This window comes from Acinetobacter sp. YH12135 (genome assembly GCF_013418565.1).
In the GTDB taxonomy this organism is placed as follows: Bacteria; Pseudomonadota; Gammaproteobacteria; order Pseudomonadales; family Moraxellaceae; genus Acinetobacter; species Acinetobacter towneri.
Genome location: NZ_VPBU01000014.1, coordinates 60,204 through 86,567 on the forward strand (window position 1 = coordinate 60,204; position 26,364 = coordinate 86,567).

Below are 26,364 nucleotides of genomic sequence, written 5' to 3' on the forward strand. Positions count from 1 at the left end.
CAAAACTCTACCGAAGCACTTACTTAGATATGGGCGCGTGATGAATTTCATGCAGCGTAGTATGACGATGTGCACCAAATTCAAAGCGATCAGGCCAGTTACACACATCTGACACCACACATTCAGCGCATTTAGGCTTACGCGCAATACAACAATAACGGCCATGTAAAATTAGCCAGTGATGCGAGTCAATTAAAAATTCTTTAGGAATGACTTTAATCAAACGGTGTTCGACTTCTAAAACATTTTTACCTACAGCTAAACCTGTACGGTTACCTAAGCGGAAAATATGCGTATCGACCGCCATAGTAGGCTGTCCAAATGCGGTATTTAACACTACATTGGCCGTTTTGCGTCCCACGCCGGGCAAGGCTTCTAAATCGGCACGATTATCAGGCACGATGCTGCCGTGTTTTTCGATGAGAATTTTGCAGGTTTTAATGACATTTTCTGCTTTGGAATTATACAGCCCGATGGTTTTAATATATTCTTTTAAACCTTCCACACCTAAGGCATAAATCGCTTCGGGAGTATTGGCAACAGGAAACAGTTTGTCGGTGGCTTTATTGACGCTGACATCGGTCGCTTGTGCAGATAAGGTCACCGCTATCAGCAATTCAAATGGATTGGAAAAATTCAGTTCAGTGGTCGGATTTGGACGTTGGTCACGTAAGCGCTCAAAAAAAGTCTGAATTTGCTTTTTGGTCATATTTTTAGACGGCTTTTCTTTGAGCGTGGTGCTTTTGGCAGCCGTTGTTTTGACCGCTTTATTGGTCAGACGTGTATTTCTTTCGGGCATGTTTATGCTCCTAATTCACGTAACTGTTGTTGTAAATTGGTTAGTAATAGCCGTTTTTTCTCATCGTCACGCACACTGAGTTGTTTTTCGAGTTTTTTAATTTGTGTGCGTAATTTTGCCAGTTCGATGGTGGTTTGTGCATCGGCAGTGGAAATCTGTTCATTTTTTTGCACAGGCAATTCAATCACAGGCACAGCAGCATCGGCTTGTGCAGAAAATTGAGCAAACAGTTCGGTATCAATTTCTGCACGTACCACAGGGCCTTTACGGTGCAGACGACGTTGTTCTTCACGTTGTATGTGGGCGTAGTAGCGTTGGCGTAAATCATTCTGTTCTGCCACTCGTGCGCTATCAGAAAGCAGGGGTTGTGTATCTTCTACCAAGTCAATGCAATCGACAGGGCAAGGTGGGATACACAATTCACAGCCAGTACATAAATCAGTCAAAATGCTGTGCATGAGTTTGCCTGAGCCTAAAATGGCATCGACAGGGCAGGCATTAATACATTTGGTACAACCAATGCACTCATCTTCACGAATTAGCGCTTTCATACGCTGTGGGCGTCCATCTGCCTGCACAGGCCAAACACTGGCTTCTGCGGTCAATACAGGGCGTTGCAGTAAGTTTGCTAGTGCATCTGCAACAGGTTGTCCACCGGGTACGCATTTATTGGCCGCTTCGCCTTCTGCAATCGCTTTGGCGTAGGGTAAACAGCCATCACGGTGACCACATAAGCCACATTGAGTTTGAGGGAGTAGCGCATCAATATTTTGAATCAGAGCAATTTGCGAATTCATGGACAAACCAATGCCACTTTAAACAGCAGCAGAAAAACGGAAGATAAGGCTAGGGGGAAATTCTAGGTCGATGATTTTAGCACGATTTTTGCTTTTAGGCTTGTGCGCAAATTAAGAACAACAATTGCTAGCTTTTTGGGCAAAAATGCTCAAAACTATGAATTAATTTGTTACATTAACTTATAGGCTTAACACGCTAAAAAATAAGTTAAATTTATGAAAATACAAATGTTTTAAAGTTTTTTGAAAAAAACTATTGTAGATTGTTAACAAAAGATATTTAATATTTTGCGCCAAAATATATCATTGATTGAAATTTTGACCAATTTTGATCCATTTTCTGCTGAGGATTAAGCGTTGAAATACAACAGCCTTAACGAATTCCTAGATTACGTTAAAACACGTGATGCACATCAACCAGAGTTTCTACAAGCTGTAGAAGAAGTAATGACCAGCCTTTGGCCGTTCATTGAAAAGAACCCTCAATATGCAGCACATGGTTTGCTTGAGCGTTTGGTTGAGCCTGAGCGTGCAATTCAGTTCCGCGTTTCTTGGGTAGATGACCAAGGTCAAACCCACGTAAACCGTGCATTCCGTGTACAGTACAACTCAGCAATTGGTCCATTTAAAGGTGGTATGCGTTTCCACCCATCAGTGAACCTTTCAATTTTAAAATTCTTAGGTTTTGAACAAACCTTTAAAAATGCTTTGACCACATTGCCAATGGGCGGTGGTAAAGGTGGTTCAGACTTTGACCCTAAAGGTAAGTCTGAAGGCGAAATTATGCGTTTCTGCCAAGCCTTAATGATCGAGTTATATCGTCATTTAGGTTCTAACACGGATATTCCTGCGGGTGATATTGGTGTAGGCGGTCGTGAAGTGGGTTACATGGCGGGTATGATGAAGAAGCTCAGCAATGACACTTCATGTGTATTCACAGGTAAAGGCTTGTCTTTCGGTGGTTCTTTGGCGCGTCCAGAAGCTACAGGTTACGGTACTGTGTATTTCGCTGAGGAAATGCTCAAGACTCGTGGCGATTGCTTTAAAGATAAAGTCGTTGCGATTTCTGGTTCAGGCAACGTTGCACAATTTGCTGCAGACAAAGCAATGTACTTGGGTGCGAAAGTAGTTTCACTTTCTGACTCGAATGGTACTGTGTACGTGAAAGAAGGTTTCACGCCAGAATTACTTGCTGAAGTGATGGAACTTAAAAACGTAAAACGTGGTCGTATTTCTGAATTTGCGTCTAAGCACGGTTTTGAATACCTTGAAGGTCAACGTCCTTGGGGTATTAAATGTGATATCGCGCTTCCATGTGCGACTCAAAACGAACTTGATGCGAATGATGCAGCAGCGCTTCTTGCAAACGGCGTAATCTGTGTTGCTGAAGGTGCGAACATGCCTTCTACACTTGAAGCGGTTGAGAAATTCGTTGAAGCGAAAATTCTTTATGCGCCAGGTAAAGCATCTAACGCCGGTGGTGTAGCAACTTCTGGTCTGGAAATGTCTCAAAACGCATTGCGTTTAGGCTGGACTTTCGAAGAAGTTGATGAGCGCTTACACGCAATCATGAAAGAAATTCACCGCAACTGCGTAAAATTCGGTACGAAAGAAGACGGTACCGTGAACTATGTAGACGGCGCAAACATCGCTGGCTTCGTAAAAGTTGCTGATGCAATGCTTTCTCAAGGCGTATTCTAAGTCTGACTGAGTTTAAGCTTGAAAAAAAACCGAGGTGAATGCCTCGGTTTTTTTATATTGCGATTTTATCGTTATAGAGTGCCTTTGACTGCTTCACGCTCTACGGTCATGTCGAATACATAGGCATATTTAGACTGGTCAGCTGCCGGATTTTTAATTTCATAACGTTTTACCCGAATAATCTGACGCTCATTCGATGAATGCTGAAAACCTTCGATCTGATCGTAAAATAAAGTCCAGTCTTTATCGACCTGAGTCTTTAAGCCTTTTTCATCATATTTGATTTCTTTCACCTGTAAGCAGGTTTGCTGAGCTACACCCGTACAGGCTTTAGTCTGTGACGAAACTTCCAGGAAAATGGTTTCTGCCTGACCTTGGTATTTGGTTTCCGGTGTCATTTTTCCGGTAAAGACATATTTTTGACCATCAGCTGCAGTAATACTCAGTTTTGGCTGATTGGCATCATTTAGATCCAGACTAAACGGAATATTACGCTTTTGCAGAAGCTGGCTGATAAAACGTTCCTGTTCCATTAATGGTGCATCACATGCCATCATGGTGCCCATCATGTCACCCGTACTCAGGGTATTATCTTTAACAGTCCAGCTCGTGCCAAGGCCATTACAGCCAGAAGCTACACTTAGTCTGCCTCGTTGATCAAAGCTCAGAACAATCGGGCGTTGCAGCCCACGATCAAGTTCCCAGGTATAAGCGGGCAAAATTTGTGTAGGCGTTTTTAATGTGGTGGATAGAGTAGAAATAGCCGGATCTCCTGAAGTGGCAGGAAGATGTGAAGATTGACATGCAGTTAAAGCCAAAGGGAGCAGGGCAAGCGCAAAAATACTGAATTTCATTTGTTTATATTCTATGTGCTAAAGTTTCAACGTGATTATAATCAAGAGATTAACAAAAAATATGGATACAAATCGTAGCTTTTGCTAACAAAATGTATCCAAATTAAAAAGTCAGATTTTAAATAAGCGGAGCTATCGGTTAGTCAAAACGATAAATATCCATACCGAGTGAACCCATGCTAAAGCTGCTATGTACAATGTTAAATCGATCTCCCGTACCCATTGCAAAAAAAAGCGGTGCAAAGTGTTCTAGGGTTGGGTGATTACGTGCTACATGTGGCAATTGTTGCCAATCTAGTACTGCATCATAATTGCGATGACTTAAATGCTGCACCACACGATTACGGAAACTAGATGCCCATTCAGGCACAGCCGCATTGGGTGTATTCCATGATAATTCACGTAAGTTATGGGTGATACTGCCTGAGCCAATCAGTAAAATTTGCTGTTCACGTAATGGCGCTAAACTTTGCCCAATGTGATAAATCTGTTCGGCGCTCATATTCATGGGCAAAGAAATGGTAATCACTGGAATATTGGCATCGGGATACATGTGTAGTAATGGCATCCATACGCCATGATCATGCGGGCGTGTGCTGTTGGCATGGGCAGCAAAGCCCGCATCAGCCAAACGCTGCAAAATATCTTCTGCCAGTTCAGGTAATCCAGGTGCAGGGTAGCGCAGGGCGTACAAGGCTTCAGGAAAACCACGGAAGTCATGCCATGTTTCAGGGCGAATACCTGTGTTGACCTCCAGTGCATTACTTTCCCAATGCGCCGACATCACCACAATGGCTTGCGGTGTTGGCAAATTTTCACTTAAACGGCTGAGTGCAGGCCCGACCTGTTCAGGATTGAGTGCCAACATGGGCGAACCATGTGAGATAAATAAACCGGGTAATGTCTGTAAGTTCATGCCTAGATCCCTAAAGCCTGCTGTTCTACAGCATCGCAAAAAAGTGTGTATAGCGAAATGTACTTTTGTTCAACGCTATGTTGCAGCTTTGCAACGTCGTTTGAGTTGAAGATATTTTGATAACTCAACGTACAAATTGAATAAGTTGATTTAACCTGCACGATGATAAGGATGGTTGTGGTTGATGCTCATAGCACGGTATAGCTGCTCAATCAGCATCACGCGAACTAAAGGGTGTGGCAAAGTTAGTTTGGATAATGACCAATGCCATGCTGCTGCTTTACGTACTGCTTCAGAGTGACCATCTGGTCCACCAATCGCAAGCACGACATCATTGCCTTCTAGCATCCAGCCTTTCATGGTTTCTGCAAGTTTTTCGGTGCTGAACTCTTTGCCGCCCACTTCCAAGGCAATTAACAGCTCATTGTTTTTCATGGCATTTAAAATGCTATCACCTTCAATTTGGCGATATTTTAGAATATCGGCCTCAGAATCATTTTTGCCACGTTTCGCCATTGGCAGTTCGACAATTTGAGTCTGCACAAAAGGCTGAATCCGTTTGAAATAATCTTCAAAACCAGTCAGCACCCAAGCAGGCATTTTTTGTCCAATGGTCAGAATGCGAATTTTCATAGGCGAGTTCATGTAGCGATCAATCAGAATCTCGCATTATAACCATGATTCAACACAAGCGCTGTGTAACGACACAATTTGCAATTGAATTTGCCAACAGGCTGTTGCTTTAATACTCAGCAATCTTATTGGTCTTTTTTGTCTTGGAATTATCAGCATGCGCGCGTTTCAAAGTCAGCAGTTATATTCATGGATATTGGGCGCGGGTATGGGATTGATGACCACTGCTACATTTGCTGTGCCTGAGGCTCAATGGGCAGAACCAAACAATTTGCAAGTCTATATGCAGCAAGTGATTGGGCAGCAGGGTTTGGGTAATTCCGAACAGTATCGTCATTATAAAAATGTGATTGAACTGAATCGGGTTTCGGCATGGATTCGGGAACAAATGCGAGTATTTGGAATTCCGTGTCAATTTCAAAATTATGTGGTCAATCAGCAAAGCTACCGCAATGTGGTGTGCAAATTGAATATCGGTGCTGCGCAAAAAACGATTTTTGGTGCGCATTACGATGTTTATGGGCAGCAGCAGGGGGCAAATGACAACGCTTCTGGCGTTGCAGGTGTAATCGAAACAGCACGAATTTTGGCGCAGGAAAAGAATAAACTTAGTCAAAATGTTGAATTTGTTTTTTATACCTTGGCAGAGCCACCATTTTTTAAAACCGAGTCGATGGGCAGTTTTATACATGCCAAATCTGTGCAGGCTGAAAAGGAAAAAATCCGTGCGGTGTATGTGCTGGATATGATTGGTTATTACGATAAAAATTTGGTGCAAAATTACCCAATCGGTTTAAAGTGGATTTACCCAAGTCATGGCAATTTTATTGTGGCATTGAGCAATATGCAATCACGTGAAATGAGTGCAAGCTATTGCAATACGATGCAGCGTTTGAACCAGTTGCAATGTGAGCGCGTGGTGGCACCGACTTTCATCAAGGGTATAGATTTTTCAGATCATTTAAATTATTGGAAATATGATATTCCAGCTATTTTAATTACCGATACGGGCAGTTATCGCAGCTCACTTCGCCACACCACAGGTGATACTTTAAAAACAGTAAATTTTGAAAAAATGGCACATGTCGTGAATGGCTTGGTTGCACAGATTTTATCACCTTGATGATTGATCGCAGCGCATAAAGAACGCAGCCCTGAATAGAAATAGGACTGCGGTTAAAAGGTCATCCACCTGGAGATATGGATGACCAGACCATGAAGCACGCTTCAATCAAAAGCGTCTGATCAATTTATCGGTCTAAATAGACCAAACAAGAAACATACAGCGCGATGTATCTTAAATTTATATATGTGGATGGTTTGCCTATTTTTTCAAGGAAATTGAATTAAAAACAGACTATCCATTTTAAAAATAATTAAAAAATTATTCAATTATTTTAAATCCAGAATCTAAATACGACAAAAGAGCACCGAAGTGCTCTTTTGAGATGTTCTATGCTTAAAGCAGAGTAACTTGCTTAATGACGTGCGGCTTTGCCTGCTGCTACTGGCTTCACAATCGGTGCCTTGGTTAAAGGCTTAGGCATACTGGTCAGTGCCAAAGGCAAGATTTCATCAATGCTTTTCACAGCCTTGATTTCCAAACCTTCTTTGACATTGTCTGGAATTTCAGACAAGTCACGCACGTTTTCCTGTGGGATAAATACCAGTTTGATACCACCACGATGTGCCGCAAGAAGTTTCTCTTTCAAGCCACCAATGCGCATTGCACGACCACGTAAGCTGGTTTCGCCTGTCATGGCAATATCAGGACGAATTGGAATATCTGTAAATGCAGATACCAATGCCGTAGTCAATGCCAAACCTGCAGATGGACCATCTTTAGGTGTTGCACCTTCTGGCAAGTGTACGTGTACATCGGTTTCGGCAAATACATTGGCTTCAATGCCTAAACTGTCGGCACGGGTACGCACAACGGTCATCGCGGCTTTGATTGACTCTTGCATCACATCACCCAATGAACCTGTGGTGATGAAATTACCTTTGCCTTTCATGGTTGCCACTTCAATGGTGAGTAATTCACCACCCACTGAAGTCCAAGCCAAGCCATTTACACGACCCACTTCGGCTTCTTCTTCTGCCATACCATAGTCAAATTTGTGTGGACCAAGGTAGTCAGGCAAGTTTTGTGAAGTCACATCTACCTGTAGGTTTTTGGCTTTTTTGCTGACTGCTTCTTTCACCACCTTACGGGCAATTTTTGACACTTCACGTTCCAGACTACGCACACCTGCTTCACGTGTATAGCGCTGCACAATGTCACGAATCGCTTCTTCATGAACCGTCAATTCTTTAGCACGCAAGCCATTATTTTTGATGGCTTTAGGGACAAGATAGCGTTCTGCAATATTCACTTTTTCATCTTCGGTATAACCCGGTAGACGAATTACTTCCATACGATCTAACAGAGCTTCTGGAATATTCATGCTGTTGGCAGTACAAATGAACATCACTTCAGACAAGTCTAAGTCTAGATCTAAATAGTGATCATTAAACTTGTTGTTTTGTGATGGATCAAGTACTTCTAACAAAGCAGATGCAGGGTCGCCACGGTAATCCTGTGCCATTTTGTCAATTTCATCGAGCAAGAACAGTGGGTTCTTCACACCAACTTTAGTCAATGACTGCACAATTTTACCCGGCATCGCACCAATATAGGTACGGCGGTGACCGCGAATTTCCGCTTCATCACGTACGCCGCCTAGCGCCATGCGCACGAACTCACGTCCAGTGGCTTTTGCAACCGATTCACCCAGTGAGGTTTTACCTACACCCGGAGGACCGACTAAGCACAGAATTGGACCTTTGAGTTTTTTCACGCGCGACTGCACAGCAAGGTATTCCACAATACGGTCTTTGACTTCATCTAAACCGTAATGGTCGGCATCTAAAATTTCTTGTGCTTTCGCCAAGTTAATGCTGACTTTGCTGGCTTTGTTCCATGGCGTATCTAAAATTACTTCCAGATAGTTACGTACCACAGCCGCTTCGCTAGATGCAGGTTGCATGGCTTTTAGCTTACGGAACTCAGCTTCTGCTTTTTTGCGGACATGTTCTGGCAAGTCTGCTTCGGCCAGACGTTTTTCAATTTCAGCGACATCATCTTCCGCACCGCCGTTCATATCGGACAGTTCGCGTTGAATGACTTTCATCTTCTCATTCAAGAAGTATTCACGCTGATTTTTTTCCATCTGGCGTTTAACAGAGTCATGCAAGGTTTGCTCAATCTGCTGTTCTTCAGACTGTTGCAATAAATAAGTCATTAACTCGGTCAAGTGAGCTTCAAACTCATCGTGCTCAAGGAATTTTTGTTTGACATCAATATTCAATGGCACACGGGTTGCAACAAAGAACAACAACTGCAATAAATCTTCAATTTTATTGGCAGCAGCAATCAGTTCACGTGCATTGCGTAATTTTGCTTCTGCATATTGCGCAAATAAGGCACGTAATTCTTGCAAACGTGTTGCTTGGGTATTTTCATCCATCGCAACAGTCATTGGGCTCAAGCTGTGTTCTGCAGTCAAATACGCGTCTTCATCAATAATTTTTTCGAGTTTGGCGCGGTATAAGCCTTCAATCAGAACTTTGATACAGTTTTCATCATTTTCGTGATTCACAACTTGCACAATCTTCGCGACAGTACCGTATTGATATAAATTGTCGTGATCAATTTCTTCTGTAAGCGAATCTTTTTGCGCAACTACAAATACTAGATTGTCACTGTTACGAGCCACATCAACTGCATTGATCGATTTTTCACGACCTACAAATAGCGCGATTTGCATGTGTGGATAAACCACCACATCACGTAGCGCTAAAAGCGGTAATACACTTGGAACCTGAGGCTCTAAGGTTTCTTGATTCATAATAATTTCAGACATGGGCACTCCTAATGAGTGACAACGGTGTTGCCATTTTTTTAATAGTGATGGGTATTTTTTAAAATACAAGGGCAGGTCAACACAAATTGTTTAAAAAGTAGCTAAATATGTGATTTTAAATTGATCTATTCAGTCAAAATGATCAATTTAGCGTTTCAAGGTGCGTTTAAACTGTAAAAAATGTTGTGGAGTTAGTAAGGCATCTACAGGTTGATCCCAATTTTCACGTGGCAAGCGTGTATGAATTAGCTGAAAATCATGTGCAATCCCTAAGCGATAAGGATGCTGCGGGGCAGAGGCTAAAGTGCGGTCATAATAACCACCGCCCATTCCAATGCGGGTGCCATGCGTATCGCAAGCCAATAAGGGCATCAAGACTAAATCTAAATGGGAGATGTGTTTTCCGCGACTTGTTCTTGGTTCTTGCATCCCCAAACGATGATGGGCAAAGCGACGCTGACGATATTGTTGTGGGGTGATTTGTACCCACACCAAGTGTTGATTCATATTGCAAATCATGGGCAAATACACTTGTTTGCTATGCGCGAAGCAATATTCAATGATGCGGTGTGTATGAATTTCACCAAAAGCATGTAAATACATACCCACTTTTTTTGCGTACTGAAATTTTGGCAGTCGTATTAGCCGCTGCAAAACAGCTTGCTGTGCGTGTTGCTGTTGGGTGCGCGTGACCGCTCTGCGCTGTTGTCGAAGCTGTTTACGCAAGGTTTTAAGTTCCAACAACTGCATCTCGGCACATCCTTATATTCTTGAGTTTAAATGCTTGAATGGGTATGGGATTACTGTCATTTCATCGACAAAAACAAGCTTTTATCATACTTGGCATTTTAACAGGATGTGATGCTGTATTTCTGTTTATCTGAAAATTGACCTGCTATCGGATAGTCTAGCTCGAACCCTAGACGCAAAATTACAAAAACTCTTATGCTATTGCCCAATCAATGCCACGCCAACAATCTTCAAGATCGCTTCAAGATGGATTAGGCAGGCTTCAGTTAAAAACAACAAATATGTAAAAACACAAGCCAAAACAAAAACAACACTTTCATTTTGCTGTTCAGGGAGAACAAGAACATGAATTATTCCAACAAGGTGTTTAAACATCTACTTCAAGGCGTGCTGGCTTTAGGAAGTTGTGTCAGCGCACAAAGTTATGCAGATTCGACCTATTTACCGCAGCCACCGAATACCCAACAAGTCTTTTTTGTCGGCAATAACTGGGATGGCACAGTGACGGTGATTCACCCTTCACAAGACTTTGGCAAAGTGGGTGTGGTCAATATGATTCCTGACCGCAAAGAGCGTTTATTAGAAATTCATTTAAATCCAGTGAAATTGATTGCCTACACTTACATTCAACAAACTGCAGGTGAGGGCAATGACCAGTTGGTGGATGATATGTATTCCACGCCAGATGGACAGTCGATTGTGGCTTCACGTCCAAGTTTTGCCGATGTGGTATCCATCAACATTAAAACGGGCAAAATTAATTGGCGTACGCCAGTCGAAGGTTTCCGCGCAGACCACATGGCGGTTTCACCAGATGGACAACGTGTTGCTGTGTCGGCATCGTCAGGTAATGTGGTGCATGTTTTAGATATTCATACAGGTAAAGAATTGGGGCGTTTTGCAACAGGGGATAAGCCGCACGAAAATATTTACTTTGCAGGTGGAACGAAAATCTTAAACTCTGCGATTGGTAACGTAGAAACTTCGATGGATGCACAGTGGCAAGATTTTACCAAAGGTAAGCGCTTTATTACCATTGCCGATGCCAACAATTATAAAGTTCTGAAAAAAATTGATTTCCGACCTGCGTTAGATGCCTTTGGACGTAAAGATTTATCCAACTCAGTGCGTCCTATGGTGCTAAGTAAAGATGAAAGCAAACTTTATGCGCAGGTTTCATTTTTTAATGGTTTGGTGGAATACGACTTAAAAACCGATAAAGTCACGCGTATTGGACAATTACCGGGCAGCAGTACAATTCCAAAAGACCGCAGCAAATGGGTAAATGATTCACGTCATCATGGTTTATCCATCAGCGCAGATGGCGAAAAACTCTGTGTGGCAGGCACGATGGATGATTACGCGACCATTGTAGACCGTCAGAGTTTAAAAGCAGGCAAACTGATTCCTGCAGGTAAACCATATTGGGCAACCCGTAGCCCAGATGGAAAAAGCTGTGTGATTTCAGAAAGTGAAACCGATGTGGTAACGGTGATTGACTTTGCTACGGGAGAAAAAGTCCGCAGTGTGCCAGTGGGGAATCACCCACAGCGAGTGCGTTTGGGTTATGCACCAAGCGATTGGTCGACGCCGTAATTTTTAGGCCGATCATAACAGGCAAAGCATGCTAAGGCGCTCAAGACGATATTTGAATTGAGCGCATTTTAGGATGGTTTGCTTATGGAGCATGCACATGAATGGGACTCGATGGCTCGGTATTGGCTTTTTTGTTTTGGCGGTCGCGGTGTTGTTTACCGTGGTGTATGTATTTCAACCACCGAATAAGACTGTTTCGGAAACAGTGTGGGTGAAACCGAACACGGCTTCCACAGAGATAGAAACAACGCAAAGTCTATATTCAGATGAATCTGAAAATGTACTGGAAACAAACGCTATGCTAGAGCGTGCTGCGGTATCTGCAGTTGAAATGCAGCAATTAATCCAGCAACGTGATCAGTTGTATTTAGGCTTTAAGCAAATTAGTACAGGTTTAAGCCAAGGGCAAAAGCCTGATTTAAACCGTGTACAAAGTATGTTGCTACAGCAGGAACAATTGGTACAAGCAGGCGTATTAAGAGCAGAAGATGCAATGAACTATAGCCAGTTTTTAAAGCAAATTTTACCTGAAATTGCAGGGCAAATTGATTTGCATATTTCGCGTTTAAAGCGCCTGAACGTGGTGACAGGTTAAGCCACAGTAAGGTGTGAGTTGCTGTTATAAATACACGATGACGCCATTGTTGCAGTCAATAATGGCGTTATTTTTTTGTCTAAAAAATTCTTTTAATCCACATGTTTTTAAGCCGAATAGCGGCCACTTGAGCTGAATTTATCCATGATTCCTTTGATCAAGCGTTCAATTCATCTTAGAAGAAAGCACACGTATTTTACTGTATTAGACGAAAGTTGTATAAGGCTGTGCCGAATAAATTTGGTTTTTCCTTCCTCTTAAAAACTACAGAAAAAACAAAGTTTAAATTTTTCTTCACCGTATTTTTTATGCTGCGAACAAAGATCATCTTTATTTAAATTGGTATGACCATATGAATAAACAATCCAACCAATATTGACATTTATTTGTATAAAACTATTATTTGTTGCAAATGTTAAGAGTATTTTGATTTTTATCTTAATATTGGTCAGACCAAAATTAGAATTTTATCTATATGCTTAGACCTATGTTTACGTTTGAGTGAGCATTTCAAGGAGATGACAATGCTTCAACATTGGCAACAGATCTACGATCCAATGGCAAATATTTGGATTTCGAGTCTTATTGCATTAATCCCGATTATCTTTTTCTTTCTGGCATTGGCTGTATTTCGCTTAAAAGGAAGTGTTGCGGGAACAATTACGGTTATTTTGGCGTTATTAGTGTCGTTATTTGCCTATGGCATGCCTGCACCAATGGCTTTTGCTTCATTGATCTATGGCTTTTTCTACGGTTTATGGCCAATCGCATGGATTATTATTGGCGCATTATTTTTATATAAAATCTCTGTAAAAACAGGGCAGTTTAACATTATTCGCTCATCTATTCTGTCAATTACAGAAGATCAGCGTCTCCAGATGCTACTAGTGGGCTTCGCGTTTGGCACATTTTTAGAAGGTGCAGCGGGCTTTGGGGCGCCAGTGGCAATTACTGCTGCTTTGTTGGTGGGTTTGGGTTTTAAACCTTTATACGCTGCGGGTTTATGTTTGATTGTGAACACCGCACCTGTTGCGTTTGGCGCAATGGGGATTCCAATTATTGTGGCGGGTCAGGTTTCGGGTGTAGAAACCATGGAAATTAGCCAGATGGTTGGGCGTCAGTTGCCATTTATGGTGCCTATTGTGCTGTTCTGGATTATGGCAATTATGGATGGCTGGCGCGGTGTGAAAGAAACTTGGCCTGCAGTGTTGGTGGGTGGTGGTGCTTTTGCGATTGCACAATACTTGACCTCTAACTTTGTTGGACCTGAGTTACCTGACATTACAGCCGCAATTGCCTCTTTGATTAGTTTAACGGTCTTATTTAAATTCTGGCAGCCAAAACACATTTTCCGTTTTAGCGATGCAGACACCAAAGTGGATGCCAACTTAGTTGCAGAACAACAGCAAAAATACAGCATCGGGCAGATTGTTAAAGCATGGTCACCTTTTGCAGTGTTAACGGTGATGGTCACCATTTGGAGTATTAAACCGTTCAAAGATTTATTTGCAAAAGATGGGGCAATGCATGACTGGGTAATTTCCATCAAAGTGCCATTTTTACATCAATTGGTGCAAAAAATGCCGCCTGTGGTTGCTGAAGTTAAAGACTACGATGCAATCTTTAAGTTCGATTGGCTGAGTGCAACAGGGACTGCAATTATGATTGCGGCTGTCATCACCATCATTTACTTAAAAATGAAACCGCGCGAAGCTGTTAAAACTTTTGCAGAAACCATCAATGAGCTAAAAACACCAATTTATTCGATTGGGATGGTGTTGGCTTTTGCTTTTATTGCCAATTATTCAGGCATGTCTGCGACTTTGGCACTGGCTTTGTCACACACAGGCAATGCTTTCACATTCTTCTCGCCATTTTTAGGCTGGATTGGGGTGTTCTTGACAGGTTCAGATACTTCAGCCAACGCCTTGTTTGCTGCCTTGCAAGCCACAACCGCACAGCAAATTGGTGTACCAGAAGTTCTGTTGGTTGCTGCCAATACCAGTGGTGGGGTAACAGGCAAAATGATTTCACCGCAATCTATTGCAATTGCCTGTGCGGCTGTTGGTTTAGTCGGTAAAGAATCGGATTTATTCCGCTTTACCGTGAAACACAGTATCACGTTCACCGTAATGATCGGTATTATTATCACTCTACAAGCTTATGTGTTCCCATGGATGATTCCATAACCACATGCACAAGAGGATAGCCGCATGAAAGTTTCCGACAAAGTTGTTCAAGACCTGCGCACACTGGTTGAAAAAAATCAGATGCAAGTCGGAGACCGATTGCCTGCCGAAAGAAAGTTATGTGAACAACTCGGGGTTTCCCGTTCCTCTTTGCGTGAGGCTATTCAGCAATTGACCAGTCAGGGCATGCTGGTCAGCAAAGTTGGAGCGGGTACTTTTTTGCAACAGCTACCCACCAATTGGTCGCAATATCAAATTGTGCAGCCTTTAAGTAACCTGATTGATGAAGACCCTGCTTATCGTTTTGATGTGCAGGAAGCTCGAATGGTGCTTGAAGGTGGTACGGCATGGTATGCCGCACAGCGGGCAACTGCTGAGGATTTGAAAAACATCCGTGCCTGTTATGAGCAAATCGCCCATTTTCAAATTTTAGGTGATGACGATCAGGCAGCAATTGCCGATGCCAAGTTTCATTTGGCAATTGCCGAAGCATCGCACAATTTGGTGCTCATTCAAATGATGCGTGGCTTATTTGATTTGTTGCAATACAACGTAGTTTTGGGCAGACGCAAAGTCTATACCGAAGCCCACCGTTTCGATCAGTTGCACGATCAACACTTTCAAGTGATGGATGCAATTGAACGCCAGGATCCAGAAGCTGCCCGTTCGGCAGTGTGTGGACATATTGAATTTGTAGTTCAACAAGTACGCATGATAGACGAGGAAGATGCGCGTCGTCAGCGTGCGAGTCGATTAAACAGGATAGCGCCATGATTATTTCTTCTGCGAATGATTACCGCGAAGCAGCGAAACGCCGTTTACCGCCATTTTTATTTCACTATATTGATGGAGGTGCGTACGCGGAACAAACGCTAAAAAGAAATGTGGAAGACCTTTCACAGATTGCCTTGCGCCAACGTGTTTTGAATGACATGTCGGCTTTGAGTTTAGAAACCACCTTATTTAATGAAACCTTGTCAATGCCTGTGGCTTTGGCACCTGTGGGTTTAACGGGCATGTATGCGCGCCGTGGTGAAGTGCAGGCTGCAGTTGCAGCTGACAAAAAAGGCATTCCGTTTACTTTATCTACCGTGTCGGTATGCCCAATTGAAGAAGTGGTGCCTGCCATTTCACGGCCAATGTGGTTTCAATTATATGTATTGCGTGACCGTGGTTTTATGCGTAATGCTTTGGAACGTGCTAAAGCAGCAGGCTGTTCAACTTTGGTCTTTACAGTAGATATGCCTGTGCCTGGCGCACGTTATCGGGATGCACATTCGGGCATGAGTGGTCCAAATGCTGCTATGCGCCGCTATATGCAGGCAGTGATGCATCCAAACTGGGCATGGGATGTTGGCTTACAAGGTCGTCCGCATGACTTGGGCAATATCTCTAAATACTTAGGCAAACCAACAGGACTTGAAGATTATATTGGCTGGTTAGGCAATAACTTTGACCCATCTATTTCATGGAAAGACTTGGAGTGGATTCGTGAATTCTGGGATGGCCCAATGGTCATTAAAGGCATTTTAGACCCAGAAGATGCTAAGGATGCTGTTCGTTTTGGGGCTGATGGAATTGTGGTGTCCAATCACGGTGGTCGTCAGTTAGATGGTGTGCTCTCGACTGCACGTGCTTTACCGCCAATAGCCGATGCAGTAAAAGGAGATCTAAAAATTCTAGTGGATTCAGGTATTCGTAATGGCCTAGATGTGGTGCGCATGTTGGCGATGGGTGCGGATACTTGTATGCTCGGACGTGCCTTTATTTATGCACTAGGTGCAGCAGGTGGGGCGGGTGTGAGTAATTTACTCGAATTGATTGATAAAGAAATGCGAGTCGCAATGACCTTAACGGGTGCTAAAAACATTCAAGCGATTAACTCAGATTGCTTGGTACAACTTGAGCGTGAACTGAAAGGCTAAACTGCCAACAGGAGCGATCAATCCATCAACCGATGCATTTGGCTGAATCGCTTAATTGTATTTTTCACCTTGTTTCAGGACTTGTACACTATGCCACAGACAATTTCTTCTGCAACACAATTTGATGCTGCAGCAACCCTCAAAAACTTGGTCGATATTGTGGGAAAAGCGCATGTATTGACCCATGAATCAGATACTCGTTTATATCGTCAAGGGCGACGTTTTGGCGAAGGACAGGTTTTTGCGGTGGTCACGCCAGGTTCTTTATTGCAGCAGTGGCAAGTGTTACAAGTGGCTGTGGCAGCAGATTGCATTATTATTATGCAAGCCGCCAATACTGGACTCACGGGTGGTTCTACCCCTTTTGGTGATGACTATGATCGTCCTGTAATTTTGATCAACACCCAACGTTTAAAAGGTATTCAGCTCATCAACGATGCCAAGCAAGTGATTTGCTTGCCTGGTGCAACATTGGATGCTTTGGAACAGCAATTGGCGCCGCATCAGCGTGAGCCACACTCAGTCATTGGTTCATCTTGTATTGGCGCTTCAGTGTTGGGCGGGGTATGTAATAATTCAGGTGGTGCATTGGTCAGACGTGGTCCTGCCTATACTGAGTTGGCCTTATATGCACAAGTCGATGCACTGGGCGAGTTGCAACTCATCAATCATTTGGGGGTGAATTTAGGGAACTCGCCAGAAGAAATTTTAACCAAACTTGAGCAACAACAATATCGCCCTGAAGATATTGAATATTCGGAACATTGTTGTGCTTCAGATCAGCGTTACGTGCATGATGTTGCCCAAGTCGATGCCGATACGCCTGCACGGTTTAATGCCGACCCGAGCCGTTTGTTTGAAGCTTCGGGTTCGGCAGGTAAAGTCTGTGTGTTTGCAGTGCGTTTGGATACATTTGAGAAAATTCCGAGTCAGGTGTTTTATATCGGCAGCAATCAGCAGGATGATTTAACCGCGATTCGCCGTTTTTTATTACGTGATTTGCCGCGTGTACCGATTGCTGGCGAGTATATTCATCGAGATGCCTATGACATTGGTGCAGAATATGGCAAAGACAGCTTCTTGTTTATCGAGAAGTTTGGCACCAGTAAAGTACCTGCAGCTTTTGCCATGAAAGATAAAGTTGATGGTTTTCTAACCCGTTGGGGCATGCGTGGATTGTCGGATAAAGTTTTGCAAATGTTCACGAAACTACTGCCAAATCATTTACCAGAACGCATGAACCAATTTCGTGATTTGTATGAACATCATTTAATTTTGCGCATTGAGCAGCAAGATGTTGCGGCAGTACAGCAGTTTTTAATGGATTATTTTATCACGCGCAATTCCGGCGGTTTTTTTCTATGTAATGAAGATGAAGGCCGCAAGGCTTTTCTGCATCGCTTTGCAGTGGCAGGTGCTGCAATTCGTTATCGTGATACACATCGAAATGAAGTGGAAGACATTGTTGCTTTAGATATTGCGTTAAGACGTAATGATCAGCAATGGGTTGAAACCTTGCCCGAAGAGTTGGAGCAGGCGATTATACATAAGTTGTATTATGGTCATTTTTTATGTCATGTCTTTCATCAGGACTATATTATTAAAAAAGGCGTAGACCCGTTGGCGATGGAACATCAAATGTGGTCATTGCTTGATGCACGTGGGGCAGAGTATCCTGCAGAGCATAATGTTGGGCATTTATATGTGGCGAAGCCTGCCTTAAAGCAGCATTATCAAAAATTGGATCCGACCAATTGTTTTAATGTGGGCATTGGGCATAGCTCTAAATTAAAAGCTTGGCGTTAAATAAGGATGAAAACTGAGCAGTGAAACTGATTCTAAGGAAAGATGGATATGTTTAAGTTAGATAGCAAACTGCTACAGATTTTTTACTATGTATATAAATTAAAAAATGTGTCTGCAGCAGCAGATGCATTGGGCATGAGTCAGCCTGCGGTTAGTAACTGTTTAAATAAAATTCGTCAGCATTTTAATGACCCATTATTTTTAAGGGTTGGCAATGAAATGTTGCCTACAGAGTTGGCGAAACAGATTTTTTCACCGATTAGTGAAATTATTAATAAAATTGAAACGGTCAATAATTTTAAAGTCGATTTTGATCCGACACATTCCGATCAATTATTTACCTTGGCAATGACCGATGTTTCGCATTTGGTTTTATTGCCAAAACTGACCAAGTTTTTAAAAAAATATGCACCTTCAGTGCGGATTAAAATTCGTCCTATTACCCGTGAAACCAGTTATCAAATGGCAAATGGTGAAATTGATTTTGCGATTGGTTTTTTACCTGAGTTAGAGCAGGGTTTTTATCAGCAGCAATTATTTTTACAATATTATGTGGTGATTAGTCGTAAAGATCATCCACGTATTTGTGAAAAAAGTTTAGATGTTGAAGCTTATATTCGTGAATCGCATGTCGATGTAGATACCAGTATAGGTCACTACCATATTGAAAATGAATTAAGCAATCGTGGTTTAAGACGTAATATTCTAATGAGTATCCCAAGTTATTTAGGGGTCGGTTTAATTGTGCAAGAAACCGATATGATTGCGACAGTGCCTTATTATTTAAGTGAGGTGTTATTGGCACGCGGGAATTTACAAGTAGTGAGTGCGCCTTTGAATTTTCCAACCTATCCTGTACGACAATATTGGCATACGTCTTGTCATCACCAAACCAGTCATCAGTGGTTAAGAAAAGTGATTTTTGATTTGTTTAGTCAGCATCCTTAATTAATCGTATTTAAAGTAAAATTTTTATAATTTTTTAAATTATCATTCGCTAATTCCCTCATCTTCAAAAGAGCAGGCTAGGCTGAGGGAATTAGTGATTCTTTTTTATAAGGCAATAAAACTAAATTTCTGCCCACGATTTTGATTGCAGCTATACATTTTCATTTTTCCATTATAAATATCTAAACATTTGCCTGTATCTGCACTACGAATACGCTGACCATCGAGATACCATTTTTGGTTACTTTGTCCATTACAGGTATAAGCAATTACTTCAGCACCATCATGTTTCTGTTTTCCTGCTACATCTAGACATTTACCTTGCACGGTAATGCTTTGATCAGGATGGAAAATAAAATGCTGATTGGTACCATCATGACAATGTGAAGTCTGAATGGAACGTTGATTACTGCGACTAAAATCTACGCAGCGACCATCATAGGTTTTAATTTTGACTTTTTGTTGCCATGTTTGTGCAGGATAAGGCATAGGTGTTGGCATATAAATGGTTTGTTGTGCAGGACGTTCTACAGGTGTACTTGCTGGAATTTGAGGTTGAATGACGATATTGGGAATCTGCCCCGATGCTGTTCCGTCAACTACAATACATGCTGTTAAAAGTGAGCAACTGCTTATAGTGAAAAGTGTCTTAAACATAAGAGAAAACAATTTATTTATTAGGTGGATAGGATAAATTTAAAGCATGGAATAAATATTTATTTTTTGTAATTTTATGAGTAATTGACCCTAAAAGTTTATCGAATAGACAAGGTTTTCAGCAAAAAATAAGAACGAAAAAATTCAAGTTGTCTTTATTTGTTATTAGTCGGTGCATTCTTAGGAAGTGTGTGGTAGAAATTGTATTTAGAGGATATATTTCTGATTTAGTTTGTGGTCAGCAACAAGCGAATTATCCAATTTGTTGAATTGAACATCAAAAATTCAACTATATTGCTTTAAAATTATGTGATTGAGTTGTAAAATTATGTGTTAAAGTTGGCAATTGTCACAGTTTTTGAATTTTTGGGGTAGGAACTGTTGAAACATTTTTTACTACGACTTGGATTGGATCTGCGTAAACTTATTTTAATTTCCACAATTTTAAGTGTATCAGGCTTATTTGTCGTAAGTATTTTTATTTTAAATTATGTAATTAAACAACAATTAATTCAAAATTCACTTTCGATCAATGAAAAATATGCAGAAAAAATTGCCACCAGTGCCAATCAACATTTTTCAGATATGCTGCAAGAGTTGGATTATAGTGCACGTTTATTAGAAAAAAAATTTTATAATACACAAGTTAGAAAAGAAGAAGTAAAACGCTTAAAAAATCAATCGAATAATTTTAATAGTGTTTTATTGGTAGAGCAGAATAAACATATTTTAGCTTATGCACCTAATACATTAAAACTTAATTTTAATCAGGCTTATAGTACCATTGGTATTGATGGATCTATTGAAAAAAAGAAAACTTATATTTCATCTCCCTATTGGTCTATAAGTAATAATTTAATCGTCATGATGTCACAACCTATTTATAATAAAACACATCAATATTTAGGCTTAATCAGTGGTACGATTTATTTACAGGAGCAGAACTTGATTAATACCATGCTCAATACTCAGTATGATTATAAAAAAAGTTATATGTATGTGATTGATCAACATAATCGTATTATTTTTCATCCAGATAAAAAGCGAATTGGTGAAAAAATTATCAATAATACAGGTTTGGATTATATTAATAAGAATACAAAGGGATCAATTCGTTTAAAGAATAGTTTAGGTATAGATAATTTGGCGGGTTTTGCACATATTCCAAGTGTAAATTGGATTGTAGTTTCTCAGCAGCCCACAGATGATTTACTTGCACAAGCTAATACGCTGATTTTTAAAGTATCGATTGGAATCTTCATTTTTTACTTTTTTATTTTTTTATTGATTTGGTATATCTCAAGCTTTATTTCTTCACCTTTGAACCGCTTGGCACGTATGGCAAGTATGCTCAATCATGCGGACATTGAAAATAAAATTAAAGAAGTTGATCCGTGGTATTTCGAGGTTTTAAAGTTTAGAACCTCATTATTAATGAGTTCGGAAACCTTTAGTGATCGGATTGCGGAGTTAAAACATCGTGTCAATACGGACCCATTAACAGGTTTATATAACCGTCGTGGTATGCAATTATTTTTAAATGAACTGCTAGAGACTCGTACCGAATTTGCAGTATTAGCCATTGATATAGATTTTTTTAAGCAAATTAATGATCAGTATGGGCATGATCAAGGTGATGTGGTACTTAAAACGCTCGCGCAAATAATGCTAACTAATTTTAGGGAACAGGATGTTTGCTGTCGTAGTGGCGGTGAAGAATTTCTAGTTTTAATGACGACTGCAGATGCAAATGTGGTGTATAAAGCTGCAGAGCGGCTTAGAAAAACCATGCAGGAAACTACGATTAATCAGATGGGTCAAATCACCATCTCTGTTGGCATCGCTTTTTGGCCTCGAGATGCAGAAGATGTTTCTGATGTACTGAAACTTGCAGATAATAAATTGTATGAAGCTAAACATGATGGGCGTAATTGCACAAAGTCTACGGCCGTATGAGGATTTGGAAAGATTCTTCTTTAGCTGACACGGAGGTATGCTTTGGAAAAAGATCAAGATCCAACGATAGTGGTTGAAGACAGTCCTGAACAAGAAAAATATGAACTTTTGAAAGAAAAGCTGAAATACAAACAGGCGGAGCGCGAAAATTCTAAAAAAATTGATCATAAACAAGTACGGTTGAACATTCAAGCGGATGCCTTACCAAGCAAAACCTTTTTTATAATGAATGCTTTGGCAGCGATTATTGCGGGCTATGGTTTATTGTCAAATTCAGCCGCAGTGGTGATTGGTGCAATGCTGGTTGCGATGATGCTAGGCCCTATTTCAGGTATAGCTTTAGCATTTATTGATAATCGATGGTTGTTTTTTAAAACAGCATTTAAAACCTTAGTTTTAGGTGTGTCGATGATTGTCAGTATTGGCATCATTTTAGGTCTTATCAATATTAACTTACCTATCACCCATGAAATTCTGTCTAGAACTCAGCCTACCATTATGGATTTAATGATTGCACTTGCGGGTGGTGCAGCAGGGGCATTTGCAGCCGTTTCACCACGTCTGTCTGTGGCTGTTGTTGGCGTTGCAGTTGCGACTGCTTTGGTACCGCCGCTGGTTGCAAGTGGCATATTAATTGCGCATCTGGAATGGAAACATGCAGCAAATGCTCTGCTGTTGGCACTGACCAATATTGTTGCTATTCAAATTAGTTCTTCACTGGTGTTATGGGCAGCAGGTTTTAGACGCGGTTCAGATGAAGAAGTAAATAGCACAGTAATTGAATTTATTAAAAGAAATATCGTGAGTCTTTTAGTACTTTTTGCGCTGGGTATCTATTTAAGCTTTAACTTTATGATGATGTTAAATAAACAGATGTATGAACATCAGGTAGAAAGCTTGATTGAAAGTCAATTTAATCAACATAATAATTTGATTGATACGGTGCAGTTTGATCGGCGTAAAGAGATGACTTTAATTCGCGTAGTCTTGCGTGGAGATATAGCGCCAAAACCTCAACAGATTTCTGCATTGAATCAAAAATTAGCACAAGACCCACCTGGAAAACCAAGTGTGGTTCAAGTGCGCTTTATTCCTGTGCAAATTATTCAAGCCAAAGAAAGTCCTGATTTTGATATTAAGCAAGTTGAAGCCGAGCAATTGATACAACCTTAGATTCAACAATAAGAAATTGATGGTATTTACAGCTTACTTTAGATGGAGTCTTATTATTCAATAGGCATTCATAATGTTACATATTACACAGATTTAATTTAATAGTCTCAAAAGGTTATATTTAAGCCAATTTTAAGCTAAGTGACTTAACATCGGATTTATTTCAAATCAGATTCACTATGCTTCCACGCTCTCCTTACAAAGGCACTTCTGGTTTACAAAGGATTTTGAATGCCACAAGCTATTCTTTGGCAGGGTTTAAAGCCGCCTTTCAAAATGAAGCGGCATTTCGGCAAATCATTCTGATTAATTCACTGCTGATTCCACTCAGTTTTTTCATGCCTGTTAGTCGTGTCGAACAAGTGATCATGATAGTGGTGTGTTTACTTGCCATCATTGTCGAACTGATTAATTCAGCCATTGAAGCTGTGGTCGATCGTGTTTCAATTGAGCAACATCCCTTGTCTAAAAATGCCAAAGATATGGGCAGTGCAGCGCAATTTGTTGCTTTGGCAATTATCGCATTGACTTGGGGTGCATGCCTGATTTCTGCTTAATTCCTTAAAAAACAAGCATAAAACAGACTTTAAAATAGATAGTGAGTTGAGTATTCCTCATGCGGCATCAGCATTCAAAATTTTTACTTCTTCAAGCAATTTTACTCCTTCTGAGTTTGCTGATATTGCTCAATTTCTTTAGCGTTGCAGGCAGGCTAGATTTATACCTCATTCAACCCTTTGTGGATGCTCATGCAGAATTTCCACTTCGACAAGACTGGGCATTGGCTGTATTAAATCATCGGTATGTCAAATATATCCTGATTGCAGTATATCTGAGCTATTTGCTGGCTTGGTTGCTGTCTTTCAGATTTCAAAAATTACGTGCTCGTCGTTGGGAGTTTGGCTATTTCTTTTGGATGGCGGTGATTTCAACCAGTGTGATTGCAATACTTAAATCGCAGTCGGCACATGCTTGCCCGTGGGATATGAGCATTGCCACAGCGCATGGCGTTTGGTGGGATTTAAGTGCAACGGCAGGGCATTGTTTTCCTGGTGGGCATGCCTCAAGTGGTTTTGCTTTATTGGTAGGATATTTTGTTTATCGGGTTGCTCAACCTAAACGTGCTTATTTTTTCTTAATTGCAGCATGTATTTTAGGCATGGGGATGGGCTGGGCGCAAATGATGCGCGGGGCACATTTTTTTAGTCATAATCTTTGGACAGGCTGGATTACTTGGTGTTTGAATGTGGTTGCCTATGCATTCTTGGCGCATAAATTGCACACTCAAAATCTAACTTAAAACCCGATCTTAACGCATCGGAAATTTAACCTGCACACATAAACCACCTAAACTGGCACTTTTAGAAAACTCTAAACTTGCACCTAAGCGTTGGGTGGCTTTATCTACAATAGATAAACCTAAACCACTACCAATTTCCGCATGGTTATGAATACGGTAAAAACGCTGTCGAATTTGATTGAATAGTGCGGGGTCAATGCCTGCACCACTGTCTTCAATTTGCAAAATTGCATGTTGTTCTTGCTGAAAAATAGTCACATTAATCACGCCTTGTTTGGGGGTATATTTAATCGCATTATCAATTAAATTATAAATAATGGAAGTAAAGCAGAACTTTGTCCATGAATATTCAACTCTTGGCGTTGTTCGACACCTAAATCAATATCTTTTTGCAATGCCAATTGAATGAGCTGTTCCACACAGGCAATGGTCATTTGATTTAAAGATAGGGTTTGATCGTTTTCAATTAGACTATCTGAGGCATCTTGCTTGGCTAAGCTTAATAACTGATTGACTAAATGCTGTAAACGCAAAACCCCTTGGCTTAAATTATTGAGGGCATCACTATGTGGAAATTGCTGCAATAAAATTTGTACTTGTAAATTGAGTGCAGTGAGTGGGGTACGTAATTCATGTGCAGCATCGGCAACGAACTGGCGCTGTTCCTGCTGTGCGGCAGAAATTCGCGTAAATAACTGATTCATTTCCTGAATCGTGGGTGCAAGCTCGACAGGATAATCCAACATGTGAATCGGGCTGAGATCCTGCGCTTTACGACGTGCCAATTCGCTTTTAAAGTTATTTAGTGGTTGAAAATTATGACGAATCAGCCAACCCAAAGCCAAAAGGGCAAAGGGTAAAAATATTGCATAGGGAATAAACATATTTGCCGCTAATTCTAAAGCTAAATATTGGCGCACAGAGTTTTGCTGGCTAATTTGAATCTGTAGGGTTTCTTGCGGCAAAATATAGGTATGCCACAGTCCAACTTCGGTTTGATGATTATAAAACCCTGGTTTTTCTACGGGTTGTAGCAACACATCTTGAGGGTGTAATTGTGTTGTAGCATCGTCATATGACCAAATATCGACAAATAAGTCTTCTTCGCTATATCTCTGATTTAAATCGATTTGGCTCTGTGTAGGTTCAGGATGGTTCGCTGCAATGCGTTCTGCCAAACTTTGCATTTGTGCATCTAAAATTTCATTCATTTCTTCTAGGGCAATTCGATACGCTGCAAATACCAAAACGCAGCCCAACATGACACTAAAGATAGAAACATAAACAATCAGACGTTTTTGCAAAGAGTAGGATTGCATTAAATTTGCCCTAAACGGTAGCCCAAACCACGAATGGTACGAATAAAGTCCTTGCCAAGTTTGGCGCGTAAATGGTGAATATAGACTTCAATGGTGTTGCTGCTGACTTCACTGTCAAAATCATATAATTTATCTTCTAAATTACTTTTAGAGAAAATTTTATTAGGGTGGCTGACCAAAGCCATTAAAATTGCCCATTCACGATTCGACAATTCGATATATTCACCTTTGAATTTTGCCAAATGTTGTTCGGTATCTAAGACTAAATCGCCATAACTTAAAATATGTGCGGTATCGTTTACAGGATTTTGTGCGCCGCTACGTCTGAGCAGGGCATAAATTCGCGCCAGTAATTCATCAAATTCATAGGGTTAATAACTGCTAGTTGAAATCTACCTATTTCTATATTATTATATACAAATGAGTAGATATGTTAGTATTGGCGTTGCAGCTAAAACACTGGGTGTTTCCATCCAAACCCTAAGAAGATGGGATGAGGAAGGCACTTTAGTCGCAGATAGAACCCCAAAAAATCACAGACGTTA

The 26,364-nt window shown here is 40.9% G+C and carries 22 protein-coding genes and 2 pseudogenes; 14 read left to right on the forward strand and 10 right to left on the reverse strand.

Translation table 11 applies throughout. The annotated features are described in order from the left end of the window. Positions 1-19 precede the first annotated feature (19 nt). Both nth and FTU70_RS09435 read right to left on the reverse strand, forming a co-directional pair. Positions 20-709: an endonuclease III gene (gene nth / locus FTU70_RS09430; protein ID WP_154321249.1), complete on the reverse strand. Its 690-nt coding sequence runs from the start codon at positions 707-709 to the stop codon at positions 20-22. A gap of 92 nt (positions 710-801) precedes the next feature. After that, a complete protein-coding gene (locus FTU70_RS09435; protein ID WP_004970712.1) occupies positions 802-1,596 on the reverse strand; it encodes an RnfABCDGE type electron transport complex subunit B in 795 nt (264 codons plus the stop codon). 357 nt (positions 1,597-1,953) lie between these two features. Between FTU70_RS09435 and gdhA the strand changes: the two genes are divergently transcribed. Then, the gene (gene gdhA / locus FTU70_RS09440) at positions 1,954-3,297 is read left to right on the forward strand and encodes an NADP-specific glutamate dehydrogenase (RefSeq protein ID WP_004970711.1); all 1,344 of its coding nucleotides are present in this window, start codon (positions 1,954-1,956) and stop codon (positions 3,295-3,297) included. A 71-nt stretch (positions 3,298-3,368) separates the two neighbouring features. On the opposite strand, the gene FTU70_RS09445 is transcribed toward gdhA, so the two are convergent. The 3 genes from FTU70_RS09445 to rlmH all read right to left on the reverse strand — a co-directional run bounded on the left by FTU70_RS09445 (position 3,369) and on the right by rlmH (position 5,700). Continuing rightward, on the reverse strand, positions 3,369-4,151 hold the full coding sequence (locus FTU70_RS09445; protein WP_004970709.1) for an META and DUF4377 domain-containing protein: 783 nt from the start codon (positions 4,149-4,151) through the stop codon (positions 3,369-3,371). A 139-nt stretch (positions 4,152-4,290) separates the two neighbouring features. Beyond that, positions 4,291-5,067: a dioxygenase gene (locus FTU70_RS09450; RefSeq protein WP_096901485.1), complete on the reverse strand. Its 777-nt coding sequence runs from the start codon at positions 5,065-5,067 to the stop codon at positions 4,291-4,293. Between the two features lie 150 nt (positions 5,068-5,217). Further along, positions 5,218-5,700, reverse strand: a complete 483-nt coding sequence (gene rlmH, locus FTU70_RS09455) for a 23S rRNA (pseudouridine(1915)-N(3))-methyltransferase RlmH (RefSeq protein WP_026438445.1) — start codon at positions 5,698-5,700, stop codon at positions 5,218-5,220. Positions 5,701-5,857: 157 nt separating this feature from the next. Between rlmH and FTU70_RS09460 the strand changes: the two genes are divergently transcribed. Continuing rightward, entirely contained in the window at positions 5,858-6,823 is a 966-nt protein-coding gene (locus FTU70_RS09460) for a M28 family peptidase (protein ID WP_373683476.1), read from the forward strand. A 355-nt stretch (positions 6,824-7,178) separates the two neighbouring features. Here the strand turns inward: FTU70_RS09460 and lon are convergent, their stop codons facing one another. Both lon and FTU70_RS09470 read right to left on the reverse strand, forming a co-directional pair. Continuing rightward, positions 7,179-9,605: an endopeptidase La gene (gene lon / locus FTU70_RS09465; protein WP_131260796.1), complete on the reverse strand. Its 2,427-nt coding sequence runs from the start codon at positions 9,603-9,605 to the stop codon at positions 7,179-7,181. Between the two features lie 147 nt (positions 9,606-9,752). Then, on the reverse strand, positions 9,753-10,349 hold the full coding sequence (locus tag FTU70_RS09470) for a 5-formyltetrahydrofolate cyclo-ligase (RefSeq protein ID WP_026438444.1): 597 nt from the start codon (positions 10,347-10,349) through the stop codon (positions 9,753-9,755). 351 nt (positions 10,350-10,700) lie between these two features. Between FTU70_RS09470 and FTU70_RS09475 the strand changes: the two genes are divergently transcribed. The 7 genes from FTU70_RS09475 (at position 10,701) to FTU70_RS09505 (ending at position 19,414) form a co-directional block, all read left to right on the forward strand. Further along, complete coding sequence (locus tag FTU70_RS09475; protein WP_096902747.1) at positions 10,701-11,951, forward strand: YncE family protein; 1,251 nt, start codon at positions 10,701-10,703, stop codon at positions 11,949-11,951. Between the two features lie 97 nt (positions 11,952-12,048). After that, complete coding sequence (locus tag FTU70_RS09480; protein WP_004970693.1) at positions 12,049-12,546, forward strand: hypothetical protein; 498 nt, start codon at positions 12,049-12,051, stop codon at positions 12,544-12,546. A 518-nt stretch (positions 12,547-13,064) separates the two neighbouring features. Next, positions 13,065-14,735 carry an L-lactate permease gene (lldP, locus tag FTU70_RS09485; protein WP_179996066.1) on the forward strand — a complete coding sequence of 557 codons (1,671 nt, stop codon included), beginning with the start codon at positions 13,065-13,067 and terminating at the stop codon, positions 14,733-14,735. 24 nt (positions 14,736-14,759) lie between these two features. Beyond that, the gene (lldR, locus tag FTU70_RS09490; protein WP_004970689.1) at positions 14,760-15,509 is read left to right on the forward strand and encodes a transcriptional regulator LldR; all 750 of its coding nucleotides are present in this window, start codon (positions 14,760-14,762) and stop codon (positions 15,507-15,509) included. After that, positions 15,506-16,660 carry an FMN-dependent L-lactate dehydrogenase LldD gene (gene lldD, locus FTU70_RS09495; RefSeq protein ID WP_180060503.1) on the forward strand — a complete coding sequence of 385 codons (1,155 nt, stop codon included), beginning with the start codon at positions 15,506-15,508 and terminating at the stop codon, positions 16,658-16,660. Before lldR ends, lldD begins: the two co-directional genes overlap by 4 nt. Before the next feature lie 90 nt (positions 16,661-16,750). After that, the gene (gene dld / locus FTU70_RS09500) at positions 16,751-18,466 is read left to right on the forward strand and encodes a D-lactate dehydrogenase (protein ID WP_179996991.1); all 1,716 of its coding nucleotides are present in this window, start codon (positions 16,751-16,753) and stop codon (positions 18,464-18,466) included. Between the two features lie 48 nt (positions 18,467-18,514). Then, positions 18,515-19,414 (forward strand): LysR family transcriptional regulator, encoded by a 900-nt coding sequence (locus tag FTU70_RS09505; protein WP_004970549.1) that lies wholly within the window; start codon positions 18,515-18,517, stop codon positions 19,412-19,414. Positions 19,415-19,519: 105 nt separating this feature from the next. Here the strand turns inward: FTU70_RS09505 and FTU70_RS09510 are convergent, their stop codons facing one another. Then, complete coding sequence (locus FTU70_RS09510) at positions 19,520-20,071, reverse strand: ricin-type beta-trefoil lectin domain protein (protein ID WP_019837853.1); 552 nt, start codon at positions 20,069-20,071, stop codon at positions 19,520-19,522. A 381-nt stretch (positions 20,072-20,452) separates the two neighbouring features. Between FTU70_RS09510 and FTU70_RS09515 the strand changes: the two genes are divergently transcribed. The 4 genes from FTU70_RS09515 (at position 20,453) to FTU70_RS09530 (ending at position 24,500) form a co-directional block, all read left to right on the forward strand. Further along, complete coding sequence (locus tag FTU70_RS09515) at positions 20,453-22,027, forward strand: sensor domain-containing diguanylate cyclase (protein ID WP_180009250.1); 1,575 nt, start codon at positions 20,453-20,455, stop codon at positions 22,025-22,027. Between the two features lie 42 nt (positions 22,028-22,069). After that, a complete protein-coding gene (locus FTU70_RS09520; RefSeq protein WP_180060504.1) occupies positions 22,070-23,200 on the forward strand; it encodes a TIGR00341 family protein in 1,131 nt (376 codons plus the stop codon). Positions 23,201-23,379: 179 nt separating this feature from the next. Beyond that, on the forward strand, positions 23,380-23,757 hold the full coding sequence (locus tag FTU70_RS09525) for a diacylglycerol kinase (protein ID WP_179988910.1): 378 nt from the start codon (positions 23,380-23,382) through the stop codon (positions 23,755-23,757). Between the two features lie 59 nt (positions 23,758-23,816). After that, positions 23,817-24,500, forward strand: coding sequence for a phosphatase PAP2 family protein (locus FTU70_RS09530; protein WP_179994041.1), 684 nt, complete (start codon positions 23,817-23,819; stop codon positions 24,498-24,500). A gap of 9 nt (positions 24,501-24,509) precedes the next feature. Here the strand turns inward: FTU70_RS09530 and FTU70_RS09535 are convergent. Both FTU70_RS09535 and FTU70_RS09540 read right to left on the reverse strand, forming a co-directional pair. Continuing rightward, positions 24,510-25,819, reverse strand: a pseudogene (locus FTU70_RS09535) (ATP-binding protein). Next, positions 25,819-26,190: pseudogene (locus FTU70_RS09540) on the reverse strand (winged helix-turn-helix domain-containing protein); the annotation flags it as partial. The pseudogenes FTU70_RS09535 and FTU70_RS09540, both read right to left, overlap by 1 nt. Positions 26,191-26,239: 49 nt before the next feature. Between FTU70_RS09540 and FTU70_RS09545 the strand changes: the two are divergent. Continuing rightward, a partial coding sequence (locus tag FTU70_RS09545; protein WP_180060505.1) for a MerR family DNA-binding transcriptional regulator occupies positions 26,240-26,364 on the forward strand: 125 nt, incomplete at its 3' end.